Here is a 26927-nt window from a genome sequence, read left to right on the forward strand (position 1 = left end):
GGACCTTTCTTCCTTTATATCGGATGCTTTTACAATGAAACGGAACGTTTTTATCTGGCTGGTTTTTATAGCGCTCGCCTGGTTGCCGGCAGGCGCTCAACAGCCAGCGTACCTTTGCCGGCCCACGGCAAATCTTTCTCTCTTTCTAAACTCCGGGGAAACCATTCGCTGGCAGATGCAGCAAGCGGCCAAAGCAGGGAAAGGCGATGATATATCATCTGTTAATTACGATAGCAAAGCATGGTTGCCGGCACAGGTGCCCGGTACCGTATTAACCAACCTGGTAGCGAATAAAATTTATCCCGATCCTTACTATGGCGATAACAACCGCAAAAAGCGAAATCTCATTCCGGATATAGCCGATGCCGGCCGGGAGTTTTACCATTATTGGTTCAGAACCGACTTTCGTGTTCCTGCTTCCTATAAAGGGAAACGTATCTGGCTTAAGTTCAACGGCATTAATTACCGTTGCACCATCTGGTTAAATGGCGCCAGGCTGGGTGATATGGCAGGCATGTTCAATGACCGGTCTTTTGACATTACAACCCTGGCTGATTTAAAGGGTAAAAATGTGTTGGCGGTAGATGTGCAGCCGGTAGATTTTCCCGGTGCATATGATAAAGCCGGCGCAAAACGAACCGGCGCTGTTGGCGAAAATCATAACGGTGGCGACGGTGAGATGGGCAAAAACGTGAGCATGCTGATGAGCGTGGGCTGGGACTTTACCGCGCCCGATGGTATTCGTGACCGCAATACCGGAATCTGGCGGGATGTTGAGCTTTTTGCTACCGGTGATGTAATCCTCGCGCATCCATTTGTAAAAACTTCACTGCCGCTGCCCGATACAACATCGGCCAGGGAAACCATTTCGGTAGAAGTTAGTAATGCATCAGATCAGCCGAGGCAAGGTATCATTACCGGCAGCATCACCCAACCAGGTATTAAGTTCTCAGCGCCTTTTTCATTAGCGCCTCATGAAACCAGGACACTGGTATTTACACCGGAGGAGTTTAAAGCGCTGACACTGCAGCATCCCAGGTTATGGTGGCCGGTTAATAAGGGCGAACCCTATCTCTATGATCTTGATCTGCGTGCAATTGTGCAGAATAAGGAAAGCCACCATGTGCATACACAATTTGGTGTGCGTACTGTCACTACGGATCGGCAAACACCCGATAAATCGCGCCGCTTCCTGGTGAATGGTCAGCCGGTATTTATCCGCGGCACAAACTGGGTGCCCGAAGCCATGCTGCGTAACAGCAGGCTACGAACTTATTCCGAACTGCGCTATACACGTCAGGCGGGCATAAACCTGTTGCGGCTCTGGGCCGGCGGCGTTGCCGAATCTGATTATTTTTATGAGCTATGCGACCGTTTTGGCTTGCTGGTCTGGAACGAGTTCTGGATAACGGGAGATACCCGGATGCCTGCAGACACTGCATTGTACCTGGAAAACGTGGAAAGCACCGTCAAAAGAATACGCAACCATGCATCGGTGGCTTATTACGTTGGCGCCAATGAATCTAAAGAGATGCCGGGAGAAGGTAAGCTGATTCTTTCTTTGGATGATACGCACGGTTACCAGGAACAATCTGAATGTTGCGGTGTGCATGATGGCAGCCCCTACAAATATGAAAATCCGATGCAATATTTTGAAAACACTGCATCGCGGCGGGGCAGCCGGGTTGATGGCTTTAACCCGGAATACGGAGCGCCCTGTACACCGGTGTATGAATCGTTAAAGCGCATGATGCCGGAAAAAGACCTGTGGCCGATTAATGATTCCGTGTGGACCTATCTTGATGGTAACGGGTTTCACCAGGTGAACACCCAATACCGGCAGGCAGTAAATGAGTTTGGTGAATCTTCTTCCATACAGGAATATGCAGAAAAAGCACAGCTGGTAGGCGCGTTGAATTTCAGGGCTATATGGGAAGTCTGGAACTACAATAAATTCAGTTATGGAGATCGCTGGACTTCGGGCTTTCTGTTCTGGTATCATAACAGTCCGCTTCCGCAAACCGCTTCCCGCATGTACGACTGGTACCTGGAACCCACTGCTGCCCTGTATTATTCGCAGAATGCCCTGGCTCCGCTTCATCCTCAGTTTGATTACCTGAAGAATTCCGTTTCGGTTTACAATGATTATCGCAGACCGTTTACCGGTTACACGGTAGAAGCCACAGTTTATAACCTCGATGCGCAGCCGGTAAGAAAAAAATTGACAACCATAAATATTCCTGCAGATGGCGTAGTGAATGATGTTATTAAGATTGATTTTCCTGAGAATATCACCCAGGTACATTTTATCAAATTAACACTAAAAGATGAACATGGCCGGTTGATTAATGATGCATTCTACTGGCGTTCAAAAGATAGTTATAAAGGTGCATGGACAATGACGGGGCCCGCTGTATCAGGGTTTGCAGACATCAATAAACTGAAAAAGGCAAATCTGAATGTATCGGTTAAAAAGGAGATCAGGGAGAAAAAGATGTTGCTCAAAGTAACCGTTGCTAATCCTTCAGCCGCGCTGTCTTTCTTCACCCGGTTAAAATTAGAGGATACCAACGGGAGCAGTGTTACACCCGCTTTTTATTCAGATAATTTCTTTTCCCTGTTACCCGGCGAAATTAAATATGTTGATATTGAAATTCCGGCGGAAATCAATTATAAAAACCTGGTGCTGGTCACTGGTGCATTTAATTCAAAAAGTATAAAGACTACCTTATGATTAAAAGATATTTCAGCAGCGTTCTTATGCTGTCGTTTTTTATCACCCAGATAACGTTCGCTCAAACTGCCAATACTTTGCCTGATTGGGCTTTGGGTGGTTTTTCGAGACCACCGGGAAAGAATCCCATCATCGCACCGGATTCTACAGCCATGTTCACCGACCCAATGAGCATGTCAGAAATAAAGTGGGAGATCAACGATACCTTTAACCCGGGGGCGGCGGTTAAAGATGGTAAAGTAGTGGTCATTTACCGGGCTGAAGATAACAGTGGCGTAAAGATTGGTACCCGTACATCACGCCTTGGCTATGCCGAAAGCAAGGATGGCCTTCATTTCAAACGGAAAAGTGAACCCGTTCTTTTCCCGGCAGATGATGATCAGAAAACATTTGAATGGCCCGGTGGTTGTGAAGATCCGCGTATAGCAATGACCGAAGATGGCACCTATGTAATGCTGTATACCCAATGGAACCGTAAGGTGCCGCGTTTGGCAGCGGCTACCTCAAAAGACCTGGTACATTGGACCAAGCACGGGCCTCTTTTTCAGGACGCCTATAATGGAAGGTTCTTCAACATCGCTACCAAATCGGCATCTATCTTAACCCAGGTTAAGGGTAATAAACAGGTTATTGCCAGGCTAAACGGTCAGTATTTCATGTATTGGGGCGAGCGGCATGTGTATGCTGCCACATCTACTAACCTTACCGATTGGCAACCTTTGGTTGACGACAAAGGCGAGTTGCTGATCCTGGCATCTCCCCGGAAAGGTTATTTCGATAGCGACATGACCGAATGCGGCCCTCCTGCCTTGCTTACAGATAAAGGCATCGTCCTGTTATACAATGGCCGGAACGATGCCGCCAAAGGCGATAAACGCTTTGGGGAGGGATCATACAGTGCCGGTCAGATGCTATTTGACAAAGCCGAACCAACCCGTTTGATTGCGCGGCTTGACGTGCCATTTTTCAGGCCCCGCGAGGCTTTCGAAAAACGGGGCCAGTATTTAAGCGGAACCGTTTTTATTGAGGGGATGGTATGGTTTAAACATAAATGGCACCTCTACTACGGCTGTGCCGACTCCAGGGTAGGAGTTGCCATTTATGATCCAAAGCACCCGGCAGATCCGGATCCTGTTGAGGACGTTGCCCGGTAAACATTTTTCACTTTTTCATTCTCCTGAAAAACTTGCCAATACTATACGATACGCTCATAGTAATGCAGAGGGGGCATACCCCGAAACGGAAAAATGTTAAGGTCACTTTCTTATACCAGGGCAGATGAGCGGGAATAAGAGGGCAGGTCTTACCATCTCCCTCATATTCCCTTATTCCCCAAATATTGACAGCTGCTTTCATTTTAACCGTTTTTTATCAACCAAAGAAATGATAAAGGCAAATACCTGTTAATACCAAAGAGACAATACAAAGCGTGATTTTTGTTTTTGCAGACATAATTAAACCGTTTAAAGGTGATTTCCTATTAATACCGGTTCCCGGAATTTATCACCCAAAAAACTATCTGCCTTCTTCTTTTGCCTTTATTTTCTTCACCTGTTGAATGCATTTATATTGCTGGTTGGCGGCTGTATGCCTGTTTTTCCAGCCCATTCTTTTCATTAATACCTCCACGGGCTCCCGGTAAAAGAAGATGGCTTTTAAAATACGCTGGCAGTGCCCTGTGATCCTGGATATCCAGGATTGTACTTTTTCATCCTTACTTTTTTCCTGGTGCAGTTCTATTGGAAAATCTTCTGTTGTGCATGAATACACGGATACATCTTCTACGGGCAGCAACTTATTATCCCGCAGATATTTCAGCCAGAGGTTCCTGGCAATGGAAAAAAGATACGTTTTCAGAGAAGCGGTAAGTAGGAAACCGGGTTGTCTCACTTTTTGAAGCAATACAATAATTGCTTCCTGGAAAATATCTTCCGCATCCTCATTTTGCCCGTAGTTATTAATAATATAGGTGGCAATAGTAGGAAAATAGTATTGATACAATATCTCAAAAGAAGCGTTATCCTCACTTCTAAGCATATTAAGCAGGGCATTGTCTGATATTGTTTGCATACAATTATGAACTTAGTCAATACTATATACCGGAAAGCGTGTTTTATCACCCACAAACTTAAAATTATTTAACGGATGATTTGCCGGGGCTTTCCCTGGTAGTGGCTAAAAAAATAAAATCCGCTACTGGAGCGGATTTTAAATGTATGCCGGGAATGCCTGTTTTAATTATCCCACCAAATCTTTGTACTCTGGATAGCTGTTTGTTGCGGTTGTGCATTTGTTAATATCTCGCTTTGCGGATATAATAACCGGCGGGGGATATCTATCAATGCGCCGTCTACTTTCTGCAATTTCGGGAAACCGGTTCTTCTCCAGTCGTTGTACGTTTCAAAATTGAAGATATTAGCTACTGCTTTTTCTTCCATTATCAGCTGTAGTGCATTGCTGCTGGTTAGTTTACGGCTGTTTACATAGGCAGTAGCTGCAGCGGAGGTAGTATCAATACCGAGTTTTGACAGATGGGAGTTGATCGCATTTACATACACCGGCTGCGCTGCGGCGTAACCATTGGTGATTAGCAGGGCTTCTGCCTGTATGAATAGTGTTTCAGAATAATTGAATATATAATTGGAAGATGCTTTGGCGCCATAGAATGCAGCGGGGTAAGAGTACTTCGCCAGGTCTCCTGTGGGCGTACCGATCTTTCTGCCGGTATATAGTCCTGTTGCCGTGGCGGGAGCAATCATCTTTGACAGCCGGGGATCATTCCGGCTACGCAATGAATCTATCAGTGTGGCATTCATCACGTAGGTGGTTACCGGCGTAAAGGTGAGGTACCAGATATTTTCCGATCCTGCTGCGCCTGCGTAATTGAATTTAAGATCGTCTGTGTTGGATGTCATGCCTTGCTTTAAAGCAGCTATCGCACTTTCGGCCTGCGCTTTGGCGGTATATCCTGGTGCTTTGGTGAGATGCAGGTAATACCTGGCTTTCAGCGACCATGCGAGCTTGCGCCAGGCGTTCATATTGCCGTTGTAGAAGTAGTCGTCGCCGGTGGGGCTTTTTAGACTGCTGTTTTTATCGATATTGGCAATGGCATCGGTGAGCAACGACTGGATATTTTTGTAGATATCTTCCTGTTTGTCGTAAGGCACTGTGAAAACGCCGCTGGTAAACGCTTTGGAATAAGGAATATCTCCCCAGAAATCCGTAGCTGTGCCCAGGGTGTAAGCGGTGAGTATTTTGGCAATGGCCGCGTAGTTCCAGTTGTTATTCGCTTCCGCTTTTTTATTCAGGGTGATCAGGTTGTTGAGCGAGGTTACGTAGAAGTTGGACCAGTCGCCATCCATATCAATATTAAACAACTGGTAACTGCCTACATAAGGATTCAGCTGGTTGGCAGCTATGTTCTGCACATAGTTTTGTATAATGATACCGGCGTTGCCACCCTGGATATTGTCGGAAATGTTCAGTTCCGCCGGCGCCAGGATCAGTGATTCCTGTACATCTACCGGATTGTTGGGATCGGTGTTTACGTCCAGGAATTTTTTGCATCCCTGTAAACAAAGACCCGTGAGCAGCAGTATATAAAGAGACTTTTTCATGTTGATAAATTTTAGTGGTGCTGGCATACTAAAAACTGAATTTCAGTGAAAAGTTGATAGAGCGTGCTGTAGGCGTGGAAAACGCATAGATGCCCTGTGAGCTGTTGCCCGTGCCATAGGAACTTACTTCCGGATCAGCACCGGTAAAATGCGGACTGTAGATCCAGAGATTTCTGCCGGATACCGCCAGCGAAGCAGATTTGAATGGTGTTTTAGCCAGGAAGGAAGCCGGCAGGAGGTACGAGAGACTTACATTCCGCAGCTTGATATAAGTACCATCCTGGATGGTAGATTCGTATTGCCTGGTCTGGTAGTAAGTTTGCGCGTCTACTGCCACAGTGTTAGGCTTTCCATCCACTTCGCTGATGCCTTTCACCACCATGCTACCACGGGTAGCAGTTACCTTCGCAGTGCCGTAGTAGAAACCGGCTGACTCTACATCATTTTGCACATCGCCGCCTTTTTTCATGTCGAAGAAAAAGGAAAGGCTGAACTGTTTATAGCGGAAGCTGTTATCCATACCGGCCAGCCAATCAGGGTTAATATCGCCTACAATGCCCTGTTGCGGATCTACTACCGGTAAGCCACCGGCGTCGATGAGCAGCTCTCCGTTGCCGGCGCGCTTATAACGGTTGCCAAAGAACACGTTATAAGGTTGTCCTTTGATCAGGCGTCCCAGCTGGTCAATGTCAGGTCCCAGGGTAAGCACTTCGTTTTTGATCTTCGAAAAGTTCAGGGTAATATTCCAGCTGAAATCTTTTGTCTTCACCGGAGTAGCGCCCAGCAGCAGCTCTATCCCTTTGTTGGATATTTCTGCTGAGTTAAAAGTGGTATTGCTGTAGCCGGTGGCATTGGTGATTTGTGAACCTGGTATGAGTCCATTCTTGGAGCGGCGGCTAAAATAAGATCCTTCAAAGTTAATCCTGTCGTTCAGGAAACGCATTTCAAGTCCTGCTTCATATTCATTGAGCCGTTCATTGATGAGTGTGGGGTTACCCAACGCGGTTGTCAGTAAAAATCCCTGCTGCCCCTGGAACGGGAACTGGAAAAAACCGGCATTCGTGTTCCTGCCTGCCTGTACATAAGGAGTAGATAACGCGTACGCCCCTACGCCGTCGTTACCTACTGTAGCATAACTCAGCCGCACCTTTCCGAAGTTTATGATATTGGAAGCCTTCGGCCCCAGGAATTCGGAGAAGATAAAGCTGGCGGCAGCAGATCCGTAAGGGTAGAAGTTTTTATCGGGATTGAGCACGGAACTGCCGTCGTACCTGCCGGTTAAAGACAGGTTAAGGAAGCGGTTGTACTCAATATTAGCCTGTGAGTAGAAGCCTACTTTCCTGGTCTGGGTATAACTTTCAGTACCGGTGATGGTGCTGCCGGATGATAAGTTGTTAAAATCGTTGATGTTTAACCCGGTGCCATTAATATTCATATACTGGATGTAAGTAGTATAGATATTATTGCCGAGCAGCAGGTTCACATTGAATTTGCCAAATGTTTTTGTGGCGTTGATGATCAGGTCATTATTGAATTGCCGGAAGTTGATGTTCTGGTTCCTGATCTGTCCTGTGAGCCCGATCTGCGGACTTGGATGTTCTATGTACTTATCGGACTCCGTGTAAATATCCGCACCCAGTCTTTCTGTAATTGTAAGCCAGCTGGTAGGAGTGATGTTGGCCGTAAATACCGGGAGAAACCTGTTAACTTTTGAATCGTTGCTGATATTGTCGAGCGTCCACAGGGGCATATTCCTGGAATAGCGGTAGCCGCGCTGGGTGCCGTCCGGCATGAGTACCGGGTAAGGATTCCACGATACCGGCTGCAGCAGCAGTACAAACAAAGGCCCGTTGCTGGCGCCTTCCGGGAGCCTGTCCTGTTTTGAGTTGTTGTATCCCATCTGGAAAGTAGTGTTTACATACTTGCCTATCTTGGAATTGTACTTGGCAAAAAAGGAATGCCGCTTAAAGTCATTTCCCGGCATTACGCCTTTCTGGTTGAAATAGGAGTAGCTGAGAAAGTAGTTGGAATTATTGTTACTGCCGGAGGCAGAAATAGTATTGTTGGTAGTAATACCGGTACGGAAAAAATCGTACGGGTCGTAGGTAGGAGCCGGTTGACCGTTTACTTTGAGGGTATCCATGCGTGGGCCCCAGGAAAGGCTTGTTTTCCTGTCGGCATCCTCACCGTTATAAAAGATACCGGTGGTACCCTGTCCGTAAATATTTTGGCGTTCCGGCAACAGCGGATGCTCAAACGAAGCGTCTGACGAAAAATTGAACACCGGCTTTTTATCCACACCGCCGTTTTTGGTGGTAATGAGTACCACGCCGCGGGCGCCGGAAGAACCGTACAACGCAGTAGCGGCGGCGCCTTTCAGGATGTTCACATTTTCAATAATAGCAGGATCAATATCTGCAATACGGTTTACGCCGGAGCCCGCCGCCCCGCCGCCGATATTGCCGGTTTCACTGTTATCCACCGGCACGCCGTCAATTACAAACAACGCCTGGTTTTCCCCGGTTGGAGAAGAGTTGCCCCTGATAACGATGCGGGAGGAGGCCCCTGCGTTGCCGGAGGAACTGGTGATCTGTATGCCTGGTACCTTGCCGGCCAGTGTATTCACCAGGTTGGGTTCCTTCGTTTTTAACAGTTCCTCGCCGTTCAGTTGCTGGGAGCTGAAGGTAAGGTTGCGCTTTTCCCGTTTTACGCCCAATGCCGTTACTACCACTGCATTCAGCGCGGAGGTGTTGCTGGTTAAAGTAATGGCGAACGTTGTTTTGCTGCCTACCGGTACTTCCGTATTGAGGAACCCGATACTGGAAATGACCAGCGAATTTTTTTCGTCCACGGTTAATTTAAAAGTGCCGTCGGCGCCGCAGGTGGTTACGGCCTTGCCACCTTTTTCCCTGACGGTGGCGCCAATAACAGGCGTGCCGGATGAATCGGCGACAGTGCCTGTAATCGCTTTCTTCTGCGCAGACGCAGAAAAGGAGAAGAGAGCGAGAAAACATACCACACATAGTGGTACGAAGCATCCTGATACTGCTGATTTTGCTGATAGTGCCATTTGATTGAACGTTTGGTTGACAGGTTGAAGGCCCCCATAGAATAGTTAGCAGAATAAAAGTAGGTGTAAGCCGTAAATATGGATTCAGAATAATTAACCGATTGTAAACGTATTTTATCCCAAAAACCGTTACGTGTATTAATATACACGCATGTTAAATGTCATATCGACAATAATATGAATAAGAAGGGGAGTAGCTTTTGTTATAAGCGTTATTTTGACACTAATTTTAGATATTCACTACCGGCGGGATGGAAGAATGCAAAACGGGCACTCAATTGAATGATTGCCTGTATTCAAGAGGTGAATGGCTTGTTTTGGATTTAAAAAGCTTGTTGAAGGATTGTGGATGTTCAAATCCTAACTGGTAAGCTATCTCTGCTACAGATAGTGAGGTAGTGGTTAACAGGTCTTTTGAGTGTTCGATCACCTTGTGCTGAATGTACTGTTGTGTGGTCATCCCGGCAATCGAGCCTAACAGGTCGCTGAGGTAGCGCATGGATAACTGCAACCGCCCGCAAACATACTGCACGGAAGGAAGCCCGTTTTTCAGTCCTTTATTTTCACTGAAATACTGGCTCAGTAAATTATCCAGGGAGGTTACTATTTCGTTGTTAATGCTTTTGCGGGTAATAAACTGACGGTTGTAAAACCGGTTGCTGTAATTCAGCAGTTGCTCTATTTGCGAAACGAGGATAGCCTGGCTGAAAGCATCGATGTTATTTTCCAATTCCGCAGCGATGGTTGCAAATAAATTACTGATTATGCTTTTTTCCTTGTGCGACAGGAATAGCGCTTCCGAGGTGGAATAGGAAAAGAAACCATAATTGTCGATGAAATTATTGAGCGGATAGCCCCTGATAAAGTCAGGATGAAAAAACAGGGCATATCCCTCATAGCTTGATATATCATCCGGCGAAAAAACAATTTGCCGGGGTTTTATAAACGCCAGACCTCCTTCTTCAAAATCATAATATCCCTGGCCATATTTCACTTGTCCGCTGAAAGCCGTTTTAAAGGAGATTTTATACAGATCAAGGCAGATCTTCTTTCCCTTTTCCATATTGCCCGGCTGTACCTGGTTATAATCGATCAGGCCAATCAGCGGGTGTAAGGGCTCCGGTTGCCCCAGATCACGCATCAGTTCCGAGATGCTGCTGATTATACAGATGTCTGGCGTTGATAGATTCATACTATGAATGTTGTATAAACGAAGATACTAATTCTGGCGGGCAGGACGAATAACAATATCGCCCACTTCAACATCTGCAGGCTGGCTAATAGCATACGCCACAGCCCCGGCAACCGCATCCGGACTAATGGCCAGCTGTTCCATTGAAGAAGCAATGGCTTCCCGCATCTGTGGATTTTTCATGTTGTGGGAGAAATCAGTTTTTACAACGCCCGGCGAAATGCCTGTGATCCGGATAGTGCCGTCAGATTCCTGGCGGAAGGCTTCTGTAAGGGTTCGTACAGCATTCTTTGTTGCGGCATATACACCCTGCATGGGTACAATCTTTATTCCTGAAGTGGAAATGATGTTAACAATATGCCCGGATTGCTGCTGCCTGAAAACAGGTATCGCCGCGGCCATGCAATATAGTACTCCTTTCAGGTTGATGTCAATCATATCTTCCCAACCTGCTATATCCAGTTCATCTATACGGCTTAGCTGAGCCACGCCTGCATTATTCACAAGCACATCCAGCCGGCCATACTTTGTCATAGCGGCTGCTACCAATTGTCCGGCATCAGCCTGATGTCTTACATCCATCATTACCGCTATCGCTTCACCTCCTGTTTGATTAATTTCTTTGGCTACGGCTTCCAGTAATTCCTTCCGGCGACCTCCGAGAACAACCCTGGCGCCCAGCTTTGACAAATTAATGGCGATTGCTTTTCCAATGCCACTGCCTGCTCCGGAAATAGCGACTACTTTACCTTCGATCAGATTACTCATGATGCTGATATTTATTGAACCACAAAACTGCTGTATTTTGCTCAGTCGTGAATAGCCGCATTGGTAAATGCTGTAGCCAGGTTGGTAATTGGGGATAGCAAAAAATGTTCGCAGAGCGGGAAAAGTTCTCCTCACGGAGATAAATAAGGATACAATTCCCCGTAATTACCTCAATCTGACCGAAAGCGCTGCAGGAAGGGATATTCCGGCAGGTATTTTCAGGGTAATAAAAAGACATTAAGTTCAGTGACTTAAATTTGTAAATAAACCCGTAAAATTGAAAATAGACAAAATAAGTAATATAGTATCCGGCATCAGGCGTTATTACCCGGTTTCTGATGCCTCAATAGCTCTTTTAGCGGAATGTTTGGTGGCAGGCAGGTATCCCAAAGGTCACTTGCTTGTCAGGCCGGGTATAAAAGACCATTACGTGTATTTTATAGAACAAGGATGTACACGCACCTATTTTTCAGCAAATGAAAAGGAGATAACCAACTGGTTTAGCTGTGAAGGTGATATGACTTTTTCCTCTACCTCATTATACCATAAAGAGCCCGCATATGAATTTATAGAAGTTTTGGAAGATGCCCTGATATATATAATTAGTATTGAGAACCTGGATAAACTATATACAATTGATATAGATCTGGCAAACTGGTCCCGCGTAGCACATCAGGAAGTATTGTTAAAAATGCAGACCCTGCGACTGGATAGACTAATGCTTACAGCAGGTGAACGTTATGATAAGTTCTGTAAAGAGAATCCTCAGCTTCTGAATCGCGTAAACTTAGGCCATATTGCTTCTTACCTTGGTATTACGCAACAATACTTAAGCGCACTGAGGGCAGAGAACCGATTTTAAGATAGATGAAAATTTTTCTGTTAACAGGACATTATCTTTGATTTACAAATAGCATAGCATGAAGTCCGAAATAGAAAAGTGCCTTGACGGGCAACAGTTTAACACTGCTGATCAAGAAATTCAGGCACTTATACATCGCGCCAGGCGTCTTACCAGGGAATATAATACTACCGCCAGTGATGATGTTTCAAACAGGAAAATAATCTTATCGGAGTTGTTTAATCGTGTTGGAAATAATGTAAATATTGACACGCCGTTCTACTGTGATTATGGTAAACACATTTCGCTGGGCAGTAATGTCATTATCAATATCAATTGCACTTTTGTAGACTGTAACAGAATTGAGATCGGCAATAATGTGCTGATCGCTTCCAATGTGCAGATATACACCGCCGCGCATCCGGTAGAAATGCAGGAGAGGTTGGTGGAAGGATGGATAGCGAACGAAGAAACACCTTATTTCCGGACTTATGCATTGCCAGTTAAAATAGAGGACAATGTATGGATTGGTGGCGGAGTGATTATACTCCCCGGCGTTACTATAGGAAGAAACTCGGTAATAGGCGCTGGTAGCATTGTAACGAAATCAATACCTGAAAATAGCGTTGCTTTTGGGAATCCATGCAGGGTAGTGCGTTCAATCGATAATAAATGAAGATAAAAGCCGTTATTTTTGACCTGGATGGCACATTAGCCAACACGTTACCTCTCTGTATTCGGGCTTTCAAAGAATCTGTACAACCATTACTGCAGCGTACACTTTCTGATGAAGAAATTGTAGCTACTTTTGGCCCTTCGGAGGAAGGTACAATTATGGCACTTGTACCTGGTCATTACAATGAAGGGGTTTCCTCCTATCTGCACCTTTATGCTGAATTGCATAGTATGTGCCCGGCGCCGTTTGAGGGGATGCCGGAAATTCTGCAAATGTTGAAACAGAAAAATGTACCTGTTGCTATGGTAACCGGAAAAGGAGAACACAGCACAGCTATATCCTTAAAATACTTTTCTCTGGCTGACTACTTTTCTATGATAGAAACAGGCTCTCCACTGGGGCCACGGAAAGTTCAGGGCATTCAGGCCGTATTGAAAGCATGGCCGGAAATTGATAAAAGAGAAGTTATCTATGTAGGGGATGCTCCCAGCGACATAACTGCCAGCAGAACCGCTGGTATTTCCGTTGTTGCTGCTGCCTGGGCAAGCACTGCTAATGCTGAAATTTTAGAATCAATGATTCCTGATGCGTTATTCTTAAACATTCAGGCTTTCAGCAACTGGTTAATTGATAATATAGAAAAGTAAATACTCCTTCAACAACAATAACAAATTTCGAACTTACTTTAAGGAATTTAAGACGGCTTACAAGTATAGAAATTTGACAGCCAATTATTTTTTTTTAGACGTTAGCCTCTCTAAGAATCCCAGAATTGGGGATAATTTGAATTATTTGATTCCATGGCAAAAAAAAATCCCCGCCGCTGTCCAATTTTCGCTTTCCCGGTCATTATTATAGTGAAACAAATTTTTCACCATGCACAAAAGGAAAGCAATTTTTCGATTGATGATCCTCTGCGGTGTTATACTTCCGGGGATAATCTATGCTCAGACACCGCAAATTGTAAACAAATCAAAAAAGGAGGCAATAATGACAACCGGGAAAAACAAAACAAATGATGAAGCCCAGGTTCGGCAACAAATCGACAATTTTGTTAAGGCATTTCGTACTAGAGACTTGAATCTGATGATGTCTCTTTACGCTCCGGATTTCGTAGCGTTCGACATTGTGCCCCCGCTGCAGCAGGTGGGAACGGCTACGTATAGAAATGTTTGGGAACAAGTATTCGCTTTTTTTCAGCACCCTATTGATTTTGAGACACGCGACCTGAGCATTGTTACGGGAACTGACGTCGCATTCAGCCACCAGCTCCTACGTCTACAGACAACGATGCCGAATGGACAGAAGGTCGATCGTTGGGAACGCCTGACTTTTGGCTTCCGTAAAATTGACGGCGTATGGCTGATTTCGCACGAGCACGTTTCGGTGCCTGCCGACCTTTTCAGTGGTAAAGCAATACTGGACCTCCAACCTTAAATAATTATCATTCATCGTAAAAATCCGGGAGATGTCAATATTTCACTTTTTACTTATGGTGCATTTAATAGCGCTCATCCTGATGGTGGGTACTACGCTGATCGATTTTATTAACTACCAGACATTTTGGCGACTATTTGGCCGTCAAAATGAACGGGCAATAGGGATATTGACGGCTACTGCCAAATTTCCAATATTGATTAGAATTGGCGCGGGGCTGCTCGTAGTCACGGGTGTAGGCATGATCCTCTTTACTCATGGATTGATGGCCCAACAATTGTGGTTCAGGATCAAAATTGTCTTTGTTCTTCTTTTGATCGGCAACAATATTTTCTACGGCGCACGCCTCGGTATAAAACTCAGAAAAGCGATTGACTCAAATGCCCATGATTTGATCGTCCGGGTGCTGAATTTAAAGGACAAATTACGAACATTCCATATTGTGCAGCTTTGCATTATTCTGATCATTATTTTTCTGAGCGTCTACAAATTCAATTAATGGATTCTGAAAATAAAAGATCTGCCGCACTGGCATATATGGATACGGAAAGAAGGCACTTTCGCTGATAAAATTACCGGAATAAAAAGAACAGCACCTTTTTCAAAGCGCTGTTCTTTTTTAATCAGTACTCCTGGAAATCATAGTATGAAGGGCTGCCACTGCCTGTTACAGAAACCTCTACATAGGTGTTTGCATTGTCTGCAGCATTACAATAAACCGGGGTAGATGGTGTAAGGAATCCGTATCCGTTTGCGGAATACACCACGTAACTTCCGGAAGAGACATATAAATAATTTCCTGACCAGCTTAAGCCAGGCACAGGACCATTGCCGAAGGCATAGATGAAATTCCAGGCGAAAGCCGGCGTGTGCAGGCCAGGTATGGAATCAGTCTGTTTGAACGCGGAAGTTGCTTTCATAGTAAAACTGCAGCTAAGAATGATGGCTGCAGTCACAAGTAGCGTCTTTTGGGTCATAAGATAACTTTTAGAAGGTTAATGTGATTAAACTTCTCAAAAGTTAATGAGACTTTATTTAATCCCTTCATCAATTTGTATCATATTGTTGCCAATTTGTATCATTATAGACCATACTACTCATGATCTGTTTTTATAAGAAATGTGTAAAATTAAATCCGGCTAACGAAAAGCGCATATAAATATTAAAGGACAATGGCATAAAGACAGATAACCCCTCGCCCCCGGTTAAGACACTCTTCAATCAATCACCTGGCCCCCTTTTATTTCCCTGTTTTTTTGAAATAATTTCGCGAAAAGCGACTAACGATTTTTTCTGGTAAACGCCCAACGGCAGAGTTATGGTCGCCTGCCTTTGCATGCCTGTTCCTTCAAGTGGTATTGCCTTTAATGATGGAAAATTAAATAGGGAACTACTCATTAGCACAGTGCACCACCTCCCGGTATCCGCCAGTTGCAGCAACGCATTAATATCATTAACCTCAATCGCACCTGGCAACTTTATACCCTCATTTGCAAGAGCCTCGTCAAGATAATTTCGTACGCTATAACTCTTCGCCGGTAGCGCCAATTGTAGCCTGGTTAATTGTTGCAAAGCCACTTTTCTACGTTTAGTCATTTCGTTCGATCGGTGAACAACCAGGGAAAGTGTAGCAGTAAACAATGGTTTTATGTCTAAGCTGTCGCTGGGTTGCACAGGCATGAAGGAGAGCATGCAGTCAATTTTGGCCTTATAAACACATTCAAGCAAATATTCAGTTGAGCCGAAAATTATTTGAATACTAATGCCTGGGTAACGATCATTGAATGCCGCGATGGCCTCCACCAATACCGCTGTGAGACCATATGTCGCCCCAACAGTGAGATTGCCGGTCTTCAAGCCAATAAGATCTTGTAAAACCTGCCTCCCTTCATCAGCCTCCCTGAGCGTCTTGCGGGCGTGTGAGAGGAACTGATTACCAGCGTCCGTAAGCCTGACACGTTTACCCAGTCTGTCGAACAGGGGAACGCAAAGGTCATCTTCCAATTGCTTGATCTGTTGCGAAAGCGTGCTTTGGGTGATGTATAGTTCAGCGGCAGCGTTGGTAAAGTTGAGTTGTTCAGCAGCGTGGATAAAATATTTCAATTGTCGTAATTCCATTTCATTATCATTTTTACTGCAAATCTATATTTTATAAATCGAAAATATCGATGTATTAAATCGAAAAAATGAGTTTTTACGATTTAGAAATATTTGCAAGCTTTGTTTCAACAAAAACAAAAAATCATGGAAATCAAACAAACGAATGAAAATGCTTTGTCTGCATCAACTGTAAGCGCAATTATCAATGCGCCCTTTGAAAAGGTAAATATTGCTGACTGGCTCCTTAACCTGCCGGACGCCGAATACCAGCGCTGCTCCGCACACCATATCGCAGCGGGCAATACAACTACCTATGATGGAGAGCCCATGTCTATCAATGTTGAAACCATTGGCGATGCCCTGGTTATTCAACATTACGTAGCAACAGTCCATCGTCCGGACTATTGTCGTATGTTGTCCATTTCGGACACACTCACAGCCAGTGGCCGATCCAAAGTACAGGTCCTGTGGGAGCTAAAGGCTGAGCGTATAGATGAAAAGACTACCCGATATACAAACAGTATTCATGCAACTGCTACCCCGGAATTCCAAAAGTTCATCAGCGAGCATGGAATTAGTCTTGCCCAGGCAGCTAAAGCCAGACAGGAAGCCTCAGACGCGCATAATCGTGAAGAAACACCCAACTTTGCAAAGAGCATTGAGAATAAAGCCTTGTTCGGAAAGTATAATTTGCCTTTTTAATTTCAGTATAATGGGAGCAGGTGCATTTCTCATTATGCACGGGCAGGCATCGCCTAAGAGATTCCAGGGTCAGAAGCCAGTATGAAAAGCAGAAATGGGATGACAGATCGACTGGGCATCCAATCAGGTGCGGATTTGCGCCGAAAAGCATCTGGTTCACCAGGTAGTTCCTGCACGTTTTGTGTTAAAATAAGCTGGTAAAATCAATATGAATTTTGGAATTTCATTACTTGAAATGCTTTCTGTCAGGGCGACTGTTCAACCAACTGTATTCTCGAAAAAAAATGATGATGACATGATCGTTTAACAGGCTGATGATTATTTTCTTTTTATAGCCCATCATGGCATATAATCGTGTGATGTCCGATAACAATGGCTTCAGGTCAAAGTGCTATGGTGTGCTGGCCTCGTTAAATTCGATGACGTTGGTAAGACTATTAGATGTAGTGGCTATCATCTGAAAAATTCCTCTTGAAGGGTTTTACGAAGACAGGCTCACAACATTGCTATACACTTCCCTACTGACAAAAATTTCGCTCCCGGGAAAAAATGACAGGATTACTGAAAAAAGATCAGTCCCGGACCGCCTTGGCATTCTGGTTGCGGAAACAAAGGCGAAAGGTTGGCCAACCGATATTTAAAAACAATTTATTGTTCACTTATTTAAAAGGAGGTTAATTATGTCACTGATCAAAAGAAACGGGAACACATTTCCTGCATTCCCTTCGCTGTTCGACGACTTTTTTGGCCGCGAACTTTTCAACTGGGGAAACAATAACTTCTCATCTACCAGTACCACTGTACCGGCCGTGAATATTAAGGAAACCACGGACGCTTTTGAAGTGGAAGTAGCCGCTCCCGGCATGGAAAAGGGAGACTTCAGCATTACACTGGATGGTAACCTGCTCACCATTTCTTCTGCAAAACAGCAGCAGGAGGAAAAGAAAGAACAGAATTATACCAGGCGGGAGTTCAGCTACCAGTCTTTCCAGCGCAGTTTTGAGCTGGCAAAAGACGTGGTGGACGAAGACAAGATAAACGCCCGCTACGAGAATGGCTTGCTGCATCTTACTATTCCGAAAAAAGAAGAAGCAAAACAAAAAGGACCACGTACTATCCAGGTAGCGTAAAAATATTCATATGACCTCAGCCAGCTATGAAATCATCATGAATATGCGTGTGCCGGAAGGTTATATTGAAACAGGCAGGTTCTTTATTGGTACTGATAAAGAAACCGCCTGCGAAATGTTCGCCCGGTTGCAGGGAATGCCAGCTCTTACCGGTACTGCTATGCTGCGGATGGATCTTGTAGCTCAGGAGGAAGGCATTGCCACCGTAATACAAACCCTGGGCTGTACCCTGTGTGAAGTATCGGAGAATATGAAGACGATTATGAAGGAAACATTCAAGATGCTTAATCTTAACTCTTAAGAACCGGGCGACAAAAAAATGAATGAAGCTGTCTGTATAAGGCAGCTTTTTTATTACATCGTCTGGTGGCTAAACAATCTGGAAAGGAGCTTTACTTGTAAATCAAATCCCGATGAAAGTGGCCTGCTGTAGCTGATTTTCGCCGAAAAGGTTGTGAAAATACAAGTGAGTTCCTGCGGAAAAATGCACCCTTTTTTAAATAAAAAAGCATGAAATTCAATGTTTTGAACTTCACGCTTTGATATAGTTGGTCGGGGCGGCTGGACACATTTCGAGCTCTTTTATTCAAGACCTCAGCACAATTCAACATATAATTACATCACTAAACATCAACCTGCATAACCCTACATAAGCTGACATGACTCTGCATAACTCAGAATGAGGCAGTCTGGACAAGTTTCGAACTGCAAACTTTTATTTCATGCTGATCTTTGTCTTTTATCAGATAGATTTGTTGGAGTCATTCCGAATTGCTTTTTGAACGAAAATGAAAAATGCGACAAGGTTTCAAAGCCAAGATCTATATAAATATCTGATGGTTTCATACCTTTTTGTTCAATGAGGAAGTACGCTTCTTGTAGACGCTTCAGTACCAGCCATCGGCCTGGTGTTTCATTGAATATGTGCCTGAAATCCCGTTTGAACGCAGATATACTTCTGCCGGTAAGAAATGCAAAACGTTCTATGTTGACATTAAACGTATAATTACGAACCATAAATTCTTCCAGGTTGATTTTGGCTGGGATGCCAAAATCAAAAAGCAAACCTGCAAGTTCCGGTTGATTCTGTAGTAGAATCAATATTAATTCTTCACGTTTTATCTCCGAAAAGGGTTCGCTTATCTTCCCACGGCTATATATTTGATGCAGCGATCCAATATAACTATCCAGTAATTCGCTATTGTTCACAGGAATGCATGTTTCAGTAGAATCGAATTTTGCTATCGTTGTTTTATACTTGTTATAAAACCTTCTAAGGAAGGACTCATCGAGGGTAAGAATTACCTTCTCCAGTTCGCCGTCTTCTCTCATCTTATAGTAGCGCCCCAACCTGTTTTTGCGGGCAATACAACTTTGCCCGGACCTCAGTTCCAGGTATTTACTCCCATCATAAAGCACCACTATTCCTTTTACCACGTAGATGAAATAATGCTCATCAATAAAATGCTGAGATGAAATTTCATCAATGACATATGCTGGATTCACATTTGTTACTTTCATCATAATGATTCAAATTACTATACTTTCTGCAATAGTCCTCTCGTTTCTGCAACAACACGATCCTGAAATTTGGGATCACGCGACAACTCTGAACCTTGCATTGGGTTACCTTTTTCGTCAAAATAAATACCTGTCTGGCCCGTTTCATCCATCAGTACCCTTGCAATAACTCTTGCTGACTTCTCAGGTGTGCTACTGTAATGGGAGAAAGGTGGTATAATGGCCATAAGGTGGCCAAATATAAAGCGCACAACTGAATTTGTGCTTTCACCCCCCAGACTGGTGCCACGGGTTATTCCTGGCTCTACGGCATTAAAATGCAATCTCTTACTTTCACGTGCAAGAGCCATTGTAGCGGCGAGTATGCATTGCTTTGATGTGGCATAAGCATCTATGCCTGCCATTTTTGATCCACCCTCTTTCCATTCACCACGAGTACTTGCCTCAATGGAAATGTAACGGCCTCCGCGCATGCCCATGATTTTTGCCGGCTTACGTTCAGGGTCTTCAATAGCAGAAGCTATAAACACCACATTTGCCCCATCAGGCAGGTGAGGCGATAATGCTTCGGTAAATGCGAAAGCACCGAGATGATTGGTGGCAAAGGTCATGTCCCAGCCTTGTACATTTTTGGCAGCTTTTGATGACATGATGCCTGCGTTGTTGAGCATTCCAGTTATAGGAAGCTTTAGAGCAACTATTTGTTCTGCTGCGCTTCTTACTTTTTTAATGTCTGATATGTCGCACACTACACTTAACGCCTTTTGTCCACGTTCCTCAATGGTTTTTTGTACTTGATCGAGCTTATCGCGGTTCCTGCCTACAAGAATTACCGTACCATATTTAGCTAGTTCCAATGCAGTGGCATAGCCTATTCCTGATGTTGGTCCTGTGATTACATACGCTTTTGTTGTTTCCATTGCTGCAAATTTTATTGTACAAAGGTCAGTATGAAATCGCAAAGTGGCTTTCCTGAAAGGTCCAAAGTTACTGTCCTAAAAAGTCCATAATAGCATGCAAAGCCTTGTGATTTAACTCGAACTCAGTTACAGTTGAATTTTATTTAAATGATCTGGCTGTAGATGCATTGTATTTAATGTTTCTGAAATTCAGTACTCAAAATACTGTGAGGGAGGCTACTATAACTATCTCATTGATCTTGTGTTTTTGATATACACAAACATTGGCTGAAAATTTCCATTCGAATATCCCTAATAGGATTAAGACAAAAACTGAGGCTTAAAATGCTCAACCAGATTCGAACCCAAAGTAATTGGCAATGAGCCAATTGCAAAAATTAGCAAGTGAATAAAAAAACGCCAAAATCGCTCTTAGAACGAGTTTGGCGTTTTTAGTCGGGATGACAAGATTCGAATAAACATTTGAGAATCAAGCTGATGGCCTGTTATGCCAGGCTCAACCATTGCGTACTCACGTAATTGCTCATACGCAGATTTTCATCCTTTTATTTTCATCTCTTTTGACATTACTATGTCGGGACGACAAGATTCGAATATTTGCCCCACTAGTAATTGATTATCAATTTTATATAATTCCAAGTTTTATTGAAACTCACGGAATTACTCATGAATATGGAAAGAGCTGTGAATTGATGCAATTTAACGCTTTTTGGCCACAGTAAAGGATTCGAACCTTTATTTTAAACCATTTTGTAGCCTGGATTTTGAGGTGATACCGGGGAGAAATTCGGAAGCAAAAAATAAATTTTCAGGTGTATGTATTAAAACGGCTTTTTGATGATTATATAGATAAAAGTCAAGCCCATGTTAATGTTTCCCCCGTTAACCAAAACCAGACCAGCCAGAGTAGTCGCAAAACCATTTAATCTCAGTAAATCAGCGTTGAAAGAATACCTGGAAGACCCTGGAATTGGAAACCTTATGTGGGATCTATGCGCCCAGGGGAAGGATACCCGTACTTAGAAAAATGGGATAACCAACAAAGCCTGTCTGGGACAAGATGAACTGAAAACAGTCTAAACCACGATCAGGTTCTGGTAAGTATGGGGATAGGCTAATCAGGTTTTCCGAAATAAAATTGATCAGAAGAAGGGGCAGGCGAAAATAAATTTTGCCTCTTTGTTGTTAAAAGAGACTTTTTAGAGTTGTATATTATAAAAGAAAACCAACATGGGCAAAATGCCGCTTATTGATGAAGATAGATTACAAGAACTGTTGTTAAAATATTACTGTGGATCTCAGACGGCTGCAGAGGGAGAGGAGATCGAATCCTATTGTCAGATTGTACCCGAACTTCGGCTCATCTTACAGCGACTTGATGATAAGGAGCTGGTCCAGGAGCATATTTCTGATCTGAGGGCAGCAGAAAAGAAGTTAATCTGGAAGACTATGCAGGCAAAGCTCAGAGAAAAACCCCATCGTTGACCTGTAAAAATCACAGATTAATCGGACAGGTTATTTTAATCTGGTAAGAATTTAATTTTATACCTATTGTAAGAGATAAATTAATCTGTTTCAATAACTGGTTTCACGAATCGAAGTTTCAAAAAACTCAACGCAATCGTTCTTTTGGTCAAACCCGAACCATTTAGGATGATTTCCTCCACTGTGGCACGATTATAGGCCTTCCTGCAGCCGCCGCCTTTCGCTTTTTATCCTCCTTTTTCACAATATCCAGCACCCTTTTGCGCGACCAGTTTTCCCAGTTTCCTTCCCGGTTTTCAGTCAGGGTAATTTCCCAATACAGATCTCCTCCGGTGATTCCACTTTCCTCATACCACAGGTCCTTACGCCCCGCATCAGCTAAAAATAATTCCACTACAAGGACGGCCAGCCCAATGTCGGGGCACCATACATAAAGAATAGAATCTTCCTCTAGTTCATTCTCCTCCTCATCTGAGGTCACAGATATCTGGTGACCCGCAAAATCCATTACCTTTTCCATTTCAGTGTTGATTTTACCAAATTTACAAACTGGGGCGGGATAATTCCAATATTTCTATAAGAACCGGCGGCAGGGTACTGTTTGGACGGCACCTTGTTATGGCAAAGGGGGCCTAATTAATGTCAATTGATTGGCATACCTTGGATCTTCCAGCGTCCCGTTCTCATCTGGGATGATTACCCGCAATACTGCTCTTCCGCTTTCAACTGAATTAATGATCCCGATTTTATAACCACCTGAGAGTACACCCTCGTAACTATTACCTGGCTCATACTTTGTCCCCGCTTTTATGTTTTCAACCATTTGAGCCAAAATACTACTGGCCAATTCTGGTCTTATGGGTAAACATATCTGAATATCGCGGTGGTTAAAGTTGGTTGAAAGGCCATGGGTATGAATATTTATTCCGGCTGGATAATGAGAAGGGTCTTCATTTAAGATCAAATGTTGTATCCAGCCATTTTTTTTAAACAGCAATTGTTGCTGCGATAGATATTTTTTCGTTTTTCTGCGATGGATCTGCATATTGAACGGTATTTATCTGTTGGCAAATTTTAATGCAAAAATATAATTTTTATAACGGAGCGTCCTCATAAATTATCCCTACGGGATAGCTCAGGTCTATTGATCTTAATGATTCTGCGATTCTGAATGAACAGGGTAAACTGGTCACATTAAGAACTTTTCGCATGGTTTGAAATGAAGACTTTTTTATGGTAAACGAACAACTATAGCGCCGTTTTTAGATTGTTACTAGTACTTATTTAGGTGTTGGCTGTTTTAATTTGCAGGCCCAAACCTAAAGCAAGCATATATAACCCAAAATACTTCCCGCAATGAAAAAATATTTTCTGGCCTTTCTTTTACTATCAGGTTCTACTACCTTGAATGCTCAATGGAGTGTCCAACAAAAGATTGATAAATTTCAGCACCTGATCCTTGGGGATAGCAGCAATTGGACAGACGCTACACATTGTTGTACGGTCATTGTCGGTTTATGCTATCCTCCATTTGATATGAAGGAAAACCAGAAAGCAGTTTCCTTGCTAACCTACAATTATTTTCGGTTCACCAACTCTTTCATAAATGCGGATACTAATAGGGTTATGAAATCTATCGAACTTATTTTTTGTTGCAAATTCTCTAGCGGTTTGCTGGTAAACGGAAAATTTGATAAAAGCCTTTTGGAGGGCGATACCTTAAAAACAGAAAACGATAGGTTCAAGGCCCTGTTGCATATTTTGCCATTTGAAAAAGGCACTTCTCACAGAAATGATACTATCAGTATCGGCATCATGCCAAATGAAAGAACACCACCGATAATAAATAGAGATGGCTATTGTGCTTTACTGGCAGAGGTGATTCACTACTATGTTATTGAGCGCAGACACCAAACGGTTAATGTTTATTTTTTTCAAAGTGATTCAATGATGTTGTACAGCTTTCCCCCAGGCTCAGACTTTCAGCCTAAATCTGGGAAAGTGATTGATTTAATAGACCATAATAGACCTCAGGATTTTATGGATTTACAGGCAGGTCTTAACGTGCCGGGTAGTGAAATGAGGTGGAAAAGAAAGCATCTGAGTATGCCGGCAGCCTTTTTTCCTCTCTTTGCAGCGTTATAGGCCTGCTGACAATAGTTAGTAATGGCAAATTGGGTTATTTATTACGGCGAGGTCGTTGCAAACTTATTTGACGGACGTAATCTGGATTATTCAGGCCGCCAGAGGCGTCAGGAAGTATTATCCGAAGGACCCTTCTTACTCCTTCCGCTGCCGTAATGATAAGTATATTGTAGCCGTTAGCCAATACGTCATTGTAGGACTTATCGGGCTCATATTTGGCGCCGGATTTTATATTTTCTACCATTCTATCAAAGATGTTTAGTGCCAATTCTAGGTTTATATCGAAACAAATCTGCAAATCGGGGTGATTAAAATTCTCCTGTATTCCATGTGTGTGAATGTTGATACCATAAGGATAGTGATGGGGCTTTTCGTCCCTTTCTAAATGGCAATACCATCCATATTCTGTCAGCAATTGCTGATCTCGAATAGATAGGCCGGGCTTTGTACGCATCTTAGATCTTTGGGTTGGTTGGCAAAATGGAAGCGTCATTTAAAATTATGATTTTTTTCTCTACCAGGGTGTCACGAAAAGTATAAAGTAAATTTGCTCTAAAATTTCCACCTTTTTCTCGCCTTTTGAAATGGTAATGGCGCTGTTAAAGTTTCCGCTTTAAAAATGTGCTTAAATTGCCAGTTTTGCCCCTAATCCTACCTAACTCCAACTTAATCACCAATATAGATATGAGGCCTATCCCAGCAGGTACTGGCTAATCCTCCTTCAGTGTTTATTGCCCGGATGATAAATGTTTTCATATAGATAAGTTGAGCTAAATTGATTGTTAAAGCGTTAGGCGGTAATTAATTACCTTTGTAAAAGTTCCCCCTTTTAATCCTACCTCGGTCTTTCATTAATACGACCGGAAAACAACGGTTGTTTTAACTTTTAAACTTTATCTATCCATGCATTATTTTATGTACCGGCGAGCTATGTTAGCTATGTGTGTGATTTTATTTTTTGATCACCACTCTTTACTGGGCCAACAAATACCTTCTGTCATTATCAGCCCCACTTATGATTCCATACTGGTAAGCCAGGTGGAGGCGTCTCAGAATCCCTTTAATGGCGGGGTCGTTATTCATTTGAAATTTTTGAACCAGTATACAAAGAAAATTAAACTTCACTTCAACATCGGAGGGTACGAAGGGCTGGGACTAAAAGATGATAAGGGTGTTAAGTATAAGATATTTACAAATAGTGATGCAGTTGGCACCAATGGTATAAATGACGGTTTCAAACCTGTTGCAGCCGTTAAGTTTGGCGCCAGCGCCTTTAAATATTTTACCTATGTGGAGCAGGATCTGGTGTCAAAGGAGGAAAAGACTTTCACTATTCAGTTGGATAAGGTTGATAAAAAAGTGCAGTCAATTAAAGCGCTTTACCTTAGATGTATTTTATCCATTGACTATGGCCAGGTAGGCGATAAAACCTATATGATTGAAAATATTCCTGTAACCCGAAAGTAGAATGTTTTTTTTGTTTCAAATCCTAAATAAGGAGATCGTTCTTTAGTTTGCTGAACGACGTTTTGCTTTTTCCAATTGAATATCTATATGGCAGGTTTATTATTCTATAAGAAAATGGTGCGATCCTGGCTTAAACTTCATCCGGCGGTGAAAACTTATTTCCCTTCTAAAGGGGGGGCAGAGAAAATTACAATTTGTATTGATAGAAGTAGCATAAGGCCTTATCAGTTCGGTGACAAGCTCAGTTACGCTTACAATTTTAAATGGATTCCATTAATATGCCGCTCATGCCACTTCCCTGTTGATATAAGCGAGATGGAGTATGAAGGCGATTATTCTCTTTGTCCCTATTGTGACGCAAGGGGTTCACTGGATGATGTAGAATTGGAATCTCTGGGTCCTGTTTTACAGGAATTGGGCATGCCAATGTGTTAGCTTTTTAAAATTGGATGAGGTCAATTTTAATAATTGTCCGCAAGTTACCATCGGTAGAAAATCCATCATGGAAATGCCTTCAAAAGGCAGTGAGGAGTTTTTCCCGCTTTTTTTGCTCCTCTGTTTCAGGGGCGATCTGCAATTTCAGAGGTGGACAAAGCGAAGGGTGAGTTTTAGATTTATCTGCCTTTTTGCAGGCTACAAAATCTATGTAAGCTGAAAGGACATTTGCCTTCTTTGGAACTCGATCCACGAAAGCATTGTTTTTTTTGAAGATATTCCAACCAACTCTGTAAACATAGGATGCTGTTCCCACACGTTTACCTGAGGAATTTAAAATGGAGGCTTCATTTCTGCTAATTGTTAGTAATGTATAGTTCATATTGCAATATACCATAATATGCAATGTGTTAATAAAAACGTATCGGTAAGGGACGATTCGTTAGTTTTTTAATGCCAGAAACTCCGTTAAATACTCCTGGTTAGACCTTTTTTAGAACAGTTAAGTAAATGTGGTTTGTTGATTGGGTATTATGAGTGTAGATATAATTTTCTGCCCGACCGATTTTGGGCGATGGTGGCTTTTGCAGGTCATATTTTTCTTCTTTCTGGCGAGCTAAATTTAATTTCTAACGGCATCATTAAAAACAACAAAGCCGGAGGAGTAGCTTATTAATATATTTTCCA

The 26927-nt window shown here is 43.2% G+C and carries 27 protein-coding genes; 14 read left to right on the forward strand and 13 right to left on the reverse strand.

The window, feature by feature from the left end; genetic code table 11:
• Positions 1–34: 34 nt before the first annotated feature.
• Positions 35–2734 (forward strand): glycosyl hydrolase 2 galactose-binding domain-containing protein, encoded by a 2700-nt coding sequence (locus PV783_RS13460; protein WP_420988345.1) that lies wholly within the window; start codon positions 35–37, stop codon positions 2732–2734.
• Positions 2731–3888 carry a glycoside hydrolase family 130 protein gene (locus PV783_RS13465; RefSeq protein WP_420988346.1) on the forward strand — a complete coding sequence of 386 codons (1158 nt, stop codon included), beginning with the start codon at positions 2731–2733 and terminating at the stop codon, positions 3886–3888. Before PV783_RS13460 ends, PV783_RS13465 begins: the two co-directional genes overlap by 4 nt.
• Before the next feature lie 361 nt (positions 3889–4249).
• Here PV783_RS13465 and PV783_RS13470 read toward each other — a convergent pair whose 3' ends face one another.
• The 5 genes from PV783_RS13470 to PV783_RS13490 all read right to left on the reverse strand — a co-directional run bounded on the left by PV783_RS13470 (position 4250) and on the right by PV783_RS13490 (position 11381).
• On the reverse strand, positions 4250–4804 hold the full coding sequence (locus PV783_RS13470) for an RNA polymerase sigma factor (protein ID WP_111578882.1): 555 nt from the start codon (positions 4802–4804) through the stop codon (positions 4250–4252).
• A 164-nt stretch (positions 4805–4968) separates the two neighbouring features.
• A complete protein-coding gene (locus tag PV783_RS13475) occupies positions 4969–6351 on the reverse strand; it encodes a SusD/RagB family nutrient-binding outer membrane lipoprotein (RefSeq protein WP_420988347.1) in 1383 nt (460 codons plus the stop codon).
• Positions 6352–6379: 28 nt separating this feature from the next.
• A complete protein-coding gene (locus tag PV783_RS13480) occupies positions 6380–9421 on the reverse strand; it encodes a SusC/RagA family TonB-linked outer membrane protein (protein ID WP_420988348.1) in 3042 nt (1013 codons plus the stop codon).
• A gap of 274 nt (positions 9422–9695) precedes the next feature.
• Entirely contained in the window at positions 9696–10613 is a 918-nt protein-coding gene (locus PV783_RS13485; RefSeq protein ID WP_111578879.1) for a helix-turn-helix domain-containing protein, read from the reverse strand.
• A 27-nt stretch (positions 10614–10640) separates the two neighbouring features.
• Complete coding sequence (locus tag PV783_RS13490; protein ID WP_420988349.1) at positions 10641–11381, reverse strand: SDR family oxidoreductase; 741 nt, start codon at positions 11379–11381, stop codon at positions 10641–10643.
• A gap of 277 nt (positions 11382–11658) precedes the next feature.
• Between PV783_RS13490 and PV783_RS13495 the strand changes: the two genes are divergently transcribed.
• The 5 genes from PV783_RS13495 (at position 11659) to PV783_RS13515 (ending at position 14834) form a co-directional block, all read left to right on the forward strand.
• On the forward strand, positions 11659–12243 hold the full coding sequence (locus PV783_RS13495; RefSeq protein WP_420988350.1) for a Crp/Fnr family transcriptional regulator: 585 nt from the start codon (positions 11659–11661) through the stop codon (positions 12241–12243).
• A 58-nt stretch (positions 12244–12301) separates the two neighbouring features.
• A complete protein-coding gene (locus PV783_RS13500) occupies positions 12302–12898 on the forward strand; it encodes a sugar O-acetyltransferase (RefSeq protein WP_420988351.1) in 597 nt (198 codons plus the stop codon).
• Positions 12895–13545, forward strand: a complete 651-nt coding sequence (locus PV783_RS13505; protein ID WP_420988352.1) for an HAD family hydrolase — start codon at positions 12895–12897, stop codon at positions 13543–13545. Before PV783_RS13500 ends, PV783_RS13505 begins: the two co-directional genes overlap by 4 nt.
• A 229-nt stretch (positions 13546–13774) precedes the next feature.
• Positions 13775–14335, forward strand: coding sequence for a YybH family protein (locus tag PV783_RS13510; protein WP_420988353.1), 561 nt, complete (start codon positions 13775–13777; stop codon positions 14333–14335).
• Positions 14336–14366: 31 nt separating this feature from the next.
• Positions 14367–14834, forward strand: coding sequence for a hypothetical protein (locus PV783_RS13515; protein WP_111578875.1), 468 nt, complete (start codon positions 14367–14369; stop codon positions 14832–14834).
• A 124-nt stretch (positions 14835–14958) separates the two neighbouring features.
• Here the strand turns inward: PV783_RS13515 and PV783_RS13520 are convergent, their stop codons facing one another.
• Both PV783_RS13520 and PV783_RS13525 read right to left on the reverse strand, forming a co-directional pair.
• Positions 14959–15255, reverse strand: a complete 297-nt coding sequence (locus PV783_RS13520; RefSeq protein ID WP_336386212.1) for a hypothetical protein — start codon at positions 15253–15255, stop codon at positions 14959–14961.
• Between the two features lie 301 nt (positions 15256–15556).
• Positions 15557–16453: a LysR substrate-binding domain-containing protein gene (locus PV783_RS13525; RefSeq protein WP_079468266.1), complete on the reverse strand. Its 897-nt coding sequence runs from the start codon at positions 16451–16453 to the stop codon at positions 15557–15559.
• A gap of 126 nt (positions 16454–16579) precedes the next feature.
• Between PV783_RS13525 and PV783_RS13530 the strand changes: the two genes are divergently transcribed.
• The 3 genes from PV783_RS13530 to PV783_RS13540 all read left to right on the forward strand — a co-directional run bounded on the left by PV783_RS13530 (position 16580) and on the right by PV783_RS13540 (position 18568).
• On the forward strand, positions 16580–17137 hold the full coding sequence (locus tag PV783_RS13530) for a hypothetical protein (RefSeq protein WP_079468265.1): 558 nt from the start codon (positions 16580–16582) through the stop codon (positions 17135–17137).
• A 680-nt stretch (positions 17138–17817) separates the two neighbouring features.
• Complete coding sequence (locus PV783_RS13535; RefSeq protein ID WP_420988354.1) at positions 17818–18267, forward strand: Hsp20/alpha crystallin family protein; 450 nt, start codon at positions 17818–17820, stop codon at positions 18265–18267.
• A 10-nt stretch (positions 18268–18277) separates the two neighbouring features.
• Positions 18278–18568, forward strand: a complete 291-nt coding sequence (locus tag PV783_RS13540; RefSeq protein WP_363434792.1) for a hypothetical protein — start codon at positions 18278–18280, stop codon at positions 18566–18568.
• A gap of 419 nt (positions 18569–18987) precedes the next feature.
• Here the strand turns inward: PV783_RS13540 and PV783_RS13545 are convergent, their stop codons facing one another.
• Both PV783_RS13545 and PV783_RS13550 read right to left on the reverse strand, forming a co-directional pair.
• Complete coding sequence (locus PV783_RS13545) at positions 18988–19791, reverse strand: helix-turn-helix domain-containing protein (RefSeq protein WP_235015874.1); 804 nt, start codon at positions 19789–19791, stop codon at positions 18988–18990.
• 14 nt (positions 19792–19805) lie between these two features.
• Positions 19806–20708 carry an SDR family NAD(P)-dependent oxidoreductase gene (locus tag PV783_RS13550; RefSeq protein WP_079468262.1) on the reverse strand — a complete coding sequence of 301 codons (903 nt, stop codon included), beginning with the start codon at positions 20706–20708 and terminating at the stop codon, positions 19806–19808.
• Between the two features lie 1230 nt (positions 20709–21938).
• Here PV783_RS13550 and PV783_RS13555 point away from each other — a divergent pair.
• Positions 21939–22193: a hypothetical protein gene (locus tag PV783_RS13555; protein ID WP_420988355.1), complete on the forward strand. Its 255-nt coding sequence runs from the start codon at positions 21939–21941 to the stop codon at positions 22191–22193.
• 163 nt (positions 22194–22356) lie between these two features.
• Here PV783_RS13555 and PV783_RS13560 read toward each other — a convergent pair whose 3' ends face one another.
• On the reverse strand, positions 22357–22713 hold the full coding sequence (locus PV783_RS13560) for a hypothetical protein (RefSeq protein ID WP_420988356.1): 357 nt from the start codon (positions 22711–22713) through the stop codon (positions 22357–22359).
• A gap of 96 nt (positions 22714–22809) precedes the next feature.
• Positions 22810–23238 (reverse strand): DUF4262 domain-containing protein, encoded by a 429-nt coding sequence (locus PV783_RS13565; RefSeq protein ID WP_420988357.1) that lies wholly within the window; start codon positions 23236–23238, stop codon positions 22810–22812.
• Positions 23239–23549: 311 nt separating this feature from the next.
• Here PV783_RS13565 and PV783_RS13570 point away from each other — a divergent pair, with 311 nt between their 5' ends.
• Positions 23550–24338, forward strand: coding sequence for a hypothetical protein (locus PV783_RS13570; protein ID WP_420988358.1), 789 nt, complete (start codon positions 23550–23552; stop codon positions 24336–24338).
• Between the two features lie 34 nt (positions 24339–24372).
• On the opposite strand, the gene PV783_RS13575 is transcribed toward PV783_RS13570, so the two are convergent.
• Positions 24373–24792, reverse strand: a complete 420-nt coding sequence (locus PV783_RS13575) for a DUF4262 domain-containing protein (RefSeq protein WP_420988359.1) — start codon at positions 24790–24792, stop codon at positions 24373–24375.
• A 449-nt stretch (positions 24793–25241) separates the two neighbouring features.
• On the opposite strand from PV783_RS13575, the gene PV783_RS13580 reads away from it, so the two are divergent.
• Both PV783_RS13580 and PV783_RS13585 read left to right on the forward strand, forming a co-directional pair.
• Positions 25242–25805, forward strand: coding sequence for a hypothetical protein (locus PV783_RS13580; RefSeq protein ID WP_420988360.1), 564 nt, complete (start codon positions 25242–25244; stop codon positions 25803–25805).
• Positions 25806–25892: 87 nt separating this feature from the next.
• Complete coding sequence (locus PV783_RS13585; protein WP_420988361.1) at positions 25893–26240, forward strand: hypothetical protein; 348 nt, start codon at positions 25893–25895, stop codon at positions 26238–26240.
• A 79-nt stretch (positions 26241–26319) separates the two neighbouring features.
• On the opposite strand, the gene PV783_RS13590 is transcribed toward PV783_RS13585, so the two are convergent.
• Positions 26320–26622, reverse strand: a complete 303-nt coding sequence (locus tag PV783_RS13590; protein ID WP_420988362.1) for a hypothetical protein — start codon at positions 26620–26622, stop codon at positions 26320–26322.
• Between the last annotated feature and the right edge of the window lie 305 nt (positions 26623–26927).

The sequence above is a fragment of the Chitinophaga sp. CC14 genome, from assembly GCF_048957795.1.
Classification (GTDB): Bacteria; Bacteroidota; Bacteroidia; order Chitinophagales; family Chitinophagaceae; genus Chitinophaga; species Chitinophaga ginsengisegetis.

Coding starts and splice junctions, on each gene's coding strand:
- PV783_RS13540 (WP_363434792.1), top strand. CDS start 18,278: ATGACCTCAGCCAGCTATGAAATCATCATGAATATGCGTGTGCCGGAA.
- PV783_RS13575 (WP_420988359.1), bottom strand. CDS start 24,792: ATGCGTACAAAGCCCGGCCTATCTATTCGAGATCAGCAATTGCTGACA.
- PV783_RS13560 (WP_420988356.1), bottom strand. CDS start 22,713: ATGGAAAAGGTAATGGATTTTGCGGGTCACCAGATATCTGTGACCTCA.
- PV783_RS13550 (WP_079468262.1), bottom strand. CDS start 20,708: ATGGAAACAACAAAAGCGTATGTAATCACAGGACCAACATCAGGAATA.
- PV783_RS13500 (WP_420988351.1), top strand. CDS start 12,302: ATGAAGTCCGAAATAGAAAAGTGCCTTGACGGGCAACAGTTTAACACT.
- PV783_RS13460 (WP_420988345.1), top strand. CDS start 35: ATGAAACGGAACGTTTTTATCTGGCTGGTTTTTATAGCGCTCGCCTGG.
- PV783_RS13490 (WP_420988349.1), bottom strand. CDS start 11,381: ATGAGTAATCTGATCGAAGGTAAAGTAGTCGCTATTTCCGGAGCAGGC.
- PV783_RS13475 (WP_420988347.1), bottom strand. CDS start 6,351: ATGAAAAAGTCTCTTTATATACTGCTGCTCACGGGTCTTTGTTTACAG.
- PV783_RS13545 (WP_235015874.1), bottom strand. CDS start 19,791: ATGATGAAAGTAACAAATGTGAATCCAGCATATGTCATTGATGAAATT.
- PV783_RS13510 (WP_420988353.1), top strand. CDS start 13,775: ATGCACAAAAGGAAAGCAATTTTTCGATTGATGATCCTCTGCGGTGTT.
- PV783_RS13465 (WP_420988346.1), top strand. CDS start 2,731: ATGATTAAAAGATATTTCAGCAGCGTTCTTATGCTGTCGTTTTTTATC.
- PV783_RS13530 (WP_079468265.1), top strand. CDS start 16,580: ATGGAAATCAAACAAACGAATGAAAATGCTTTGTCTGCATCAACTGTA.
- PV783_RS13535 (WP_420988354.1), top strand. CDS start 17,818: ATGTCACTGATCAAAAGAAACGGGAACACATTTCCTGCATTCCCTTCG.
- PV783_RS13520 (WP_336386212.1), bottom strand. CDS start 15,255: ATGAAAGCAACTTCCGCGTTCAAACAGACTGATTCCATACCTGGCCTG.
- PV783_RS13585 (WP_420988361.1), top strand. CDS start 25,893: ATGGCAGGTTTATTATTCTATAAGAAAATGGTGCGATCCTGGCTTAAA.
- PV783_RS13565 (WP_420988357.1), bottom strand. CDS start 23,238: ATGCAGATCCATCGCAGAAAAACGAAAAAATATCTATCGCAGCAACAA.
- PV783_RS13485 (WP_111578879.1), bottom strand. CDS start 10,613: ATGAATCTATCAACGCCAGACATCTGTATAATCAGCAGCATCTCGGAA.
- PV783_RS13555 (WP_420988355.1), top strand. CDS start 21,939: ATGGGCAAAATGCCGCTTATTGATGAAGATAGATTACAAGAACTGTTG.
- PV783_RS13580 (WP_420988360.1), top strand. CDS start 25,242: ATGCATTATTTTATGTACCGGCGAGCTATGTTAGCTATGTGTGTGATT.
- PV783_RS13590 (WP_420988362.1), bottom strand. CDS start 26,622: ATGAACTATACATTACTAACAATTAGCAGAAATGAAGCCTCCATTTTA.
- PV783_RS13525 (WP_079468266.1), bottom strand. CDS start 16,453: ATGGAATTACGACAATTGAAATATTTTATCCACGCTGCTGAACAACTC.
- PV783_RS13515 (WP_111578875.1), top strand. CDS start 14,367: ATGTCAATATTTCACTTTTTACTTATGGTGCATTTAATAGCGCTCATC.
- PV783_RS13505 (WP_420988352.1), top strand. CDS start 12,895: ATGAAGATAAAAGCCGTTATTTTTGACCTGGATGGCACATTAGCCAAC.
- PV783_RS13470 (WP_111578882.1), bottom strand. CDS start 4,804: ATGCAAACAATATCAGACAATGCCCTGCTTAATATGCTTAGAAGTGAG.
- PV783_RS13480 (WP_420988348.1), bottom strand. CDS start 9,421: ATGGCACTATCAGCAAAATCAGCAGTATCAGGATGCTTCGTACCACTA.
- PV783_RS13570 (WP_420988358.1), top strand. CDS start 23,550: ATGAAAAAATATTTTCTGGCCTTTCTTTTACTATCAGGTTCTACTACC.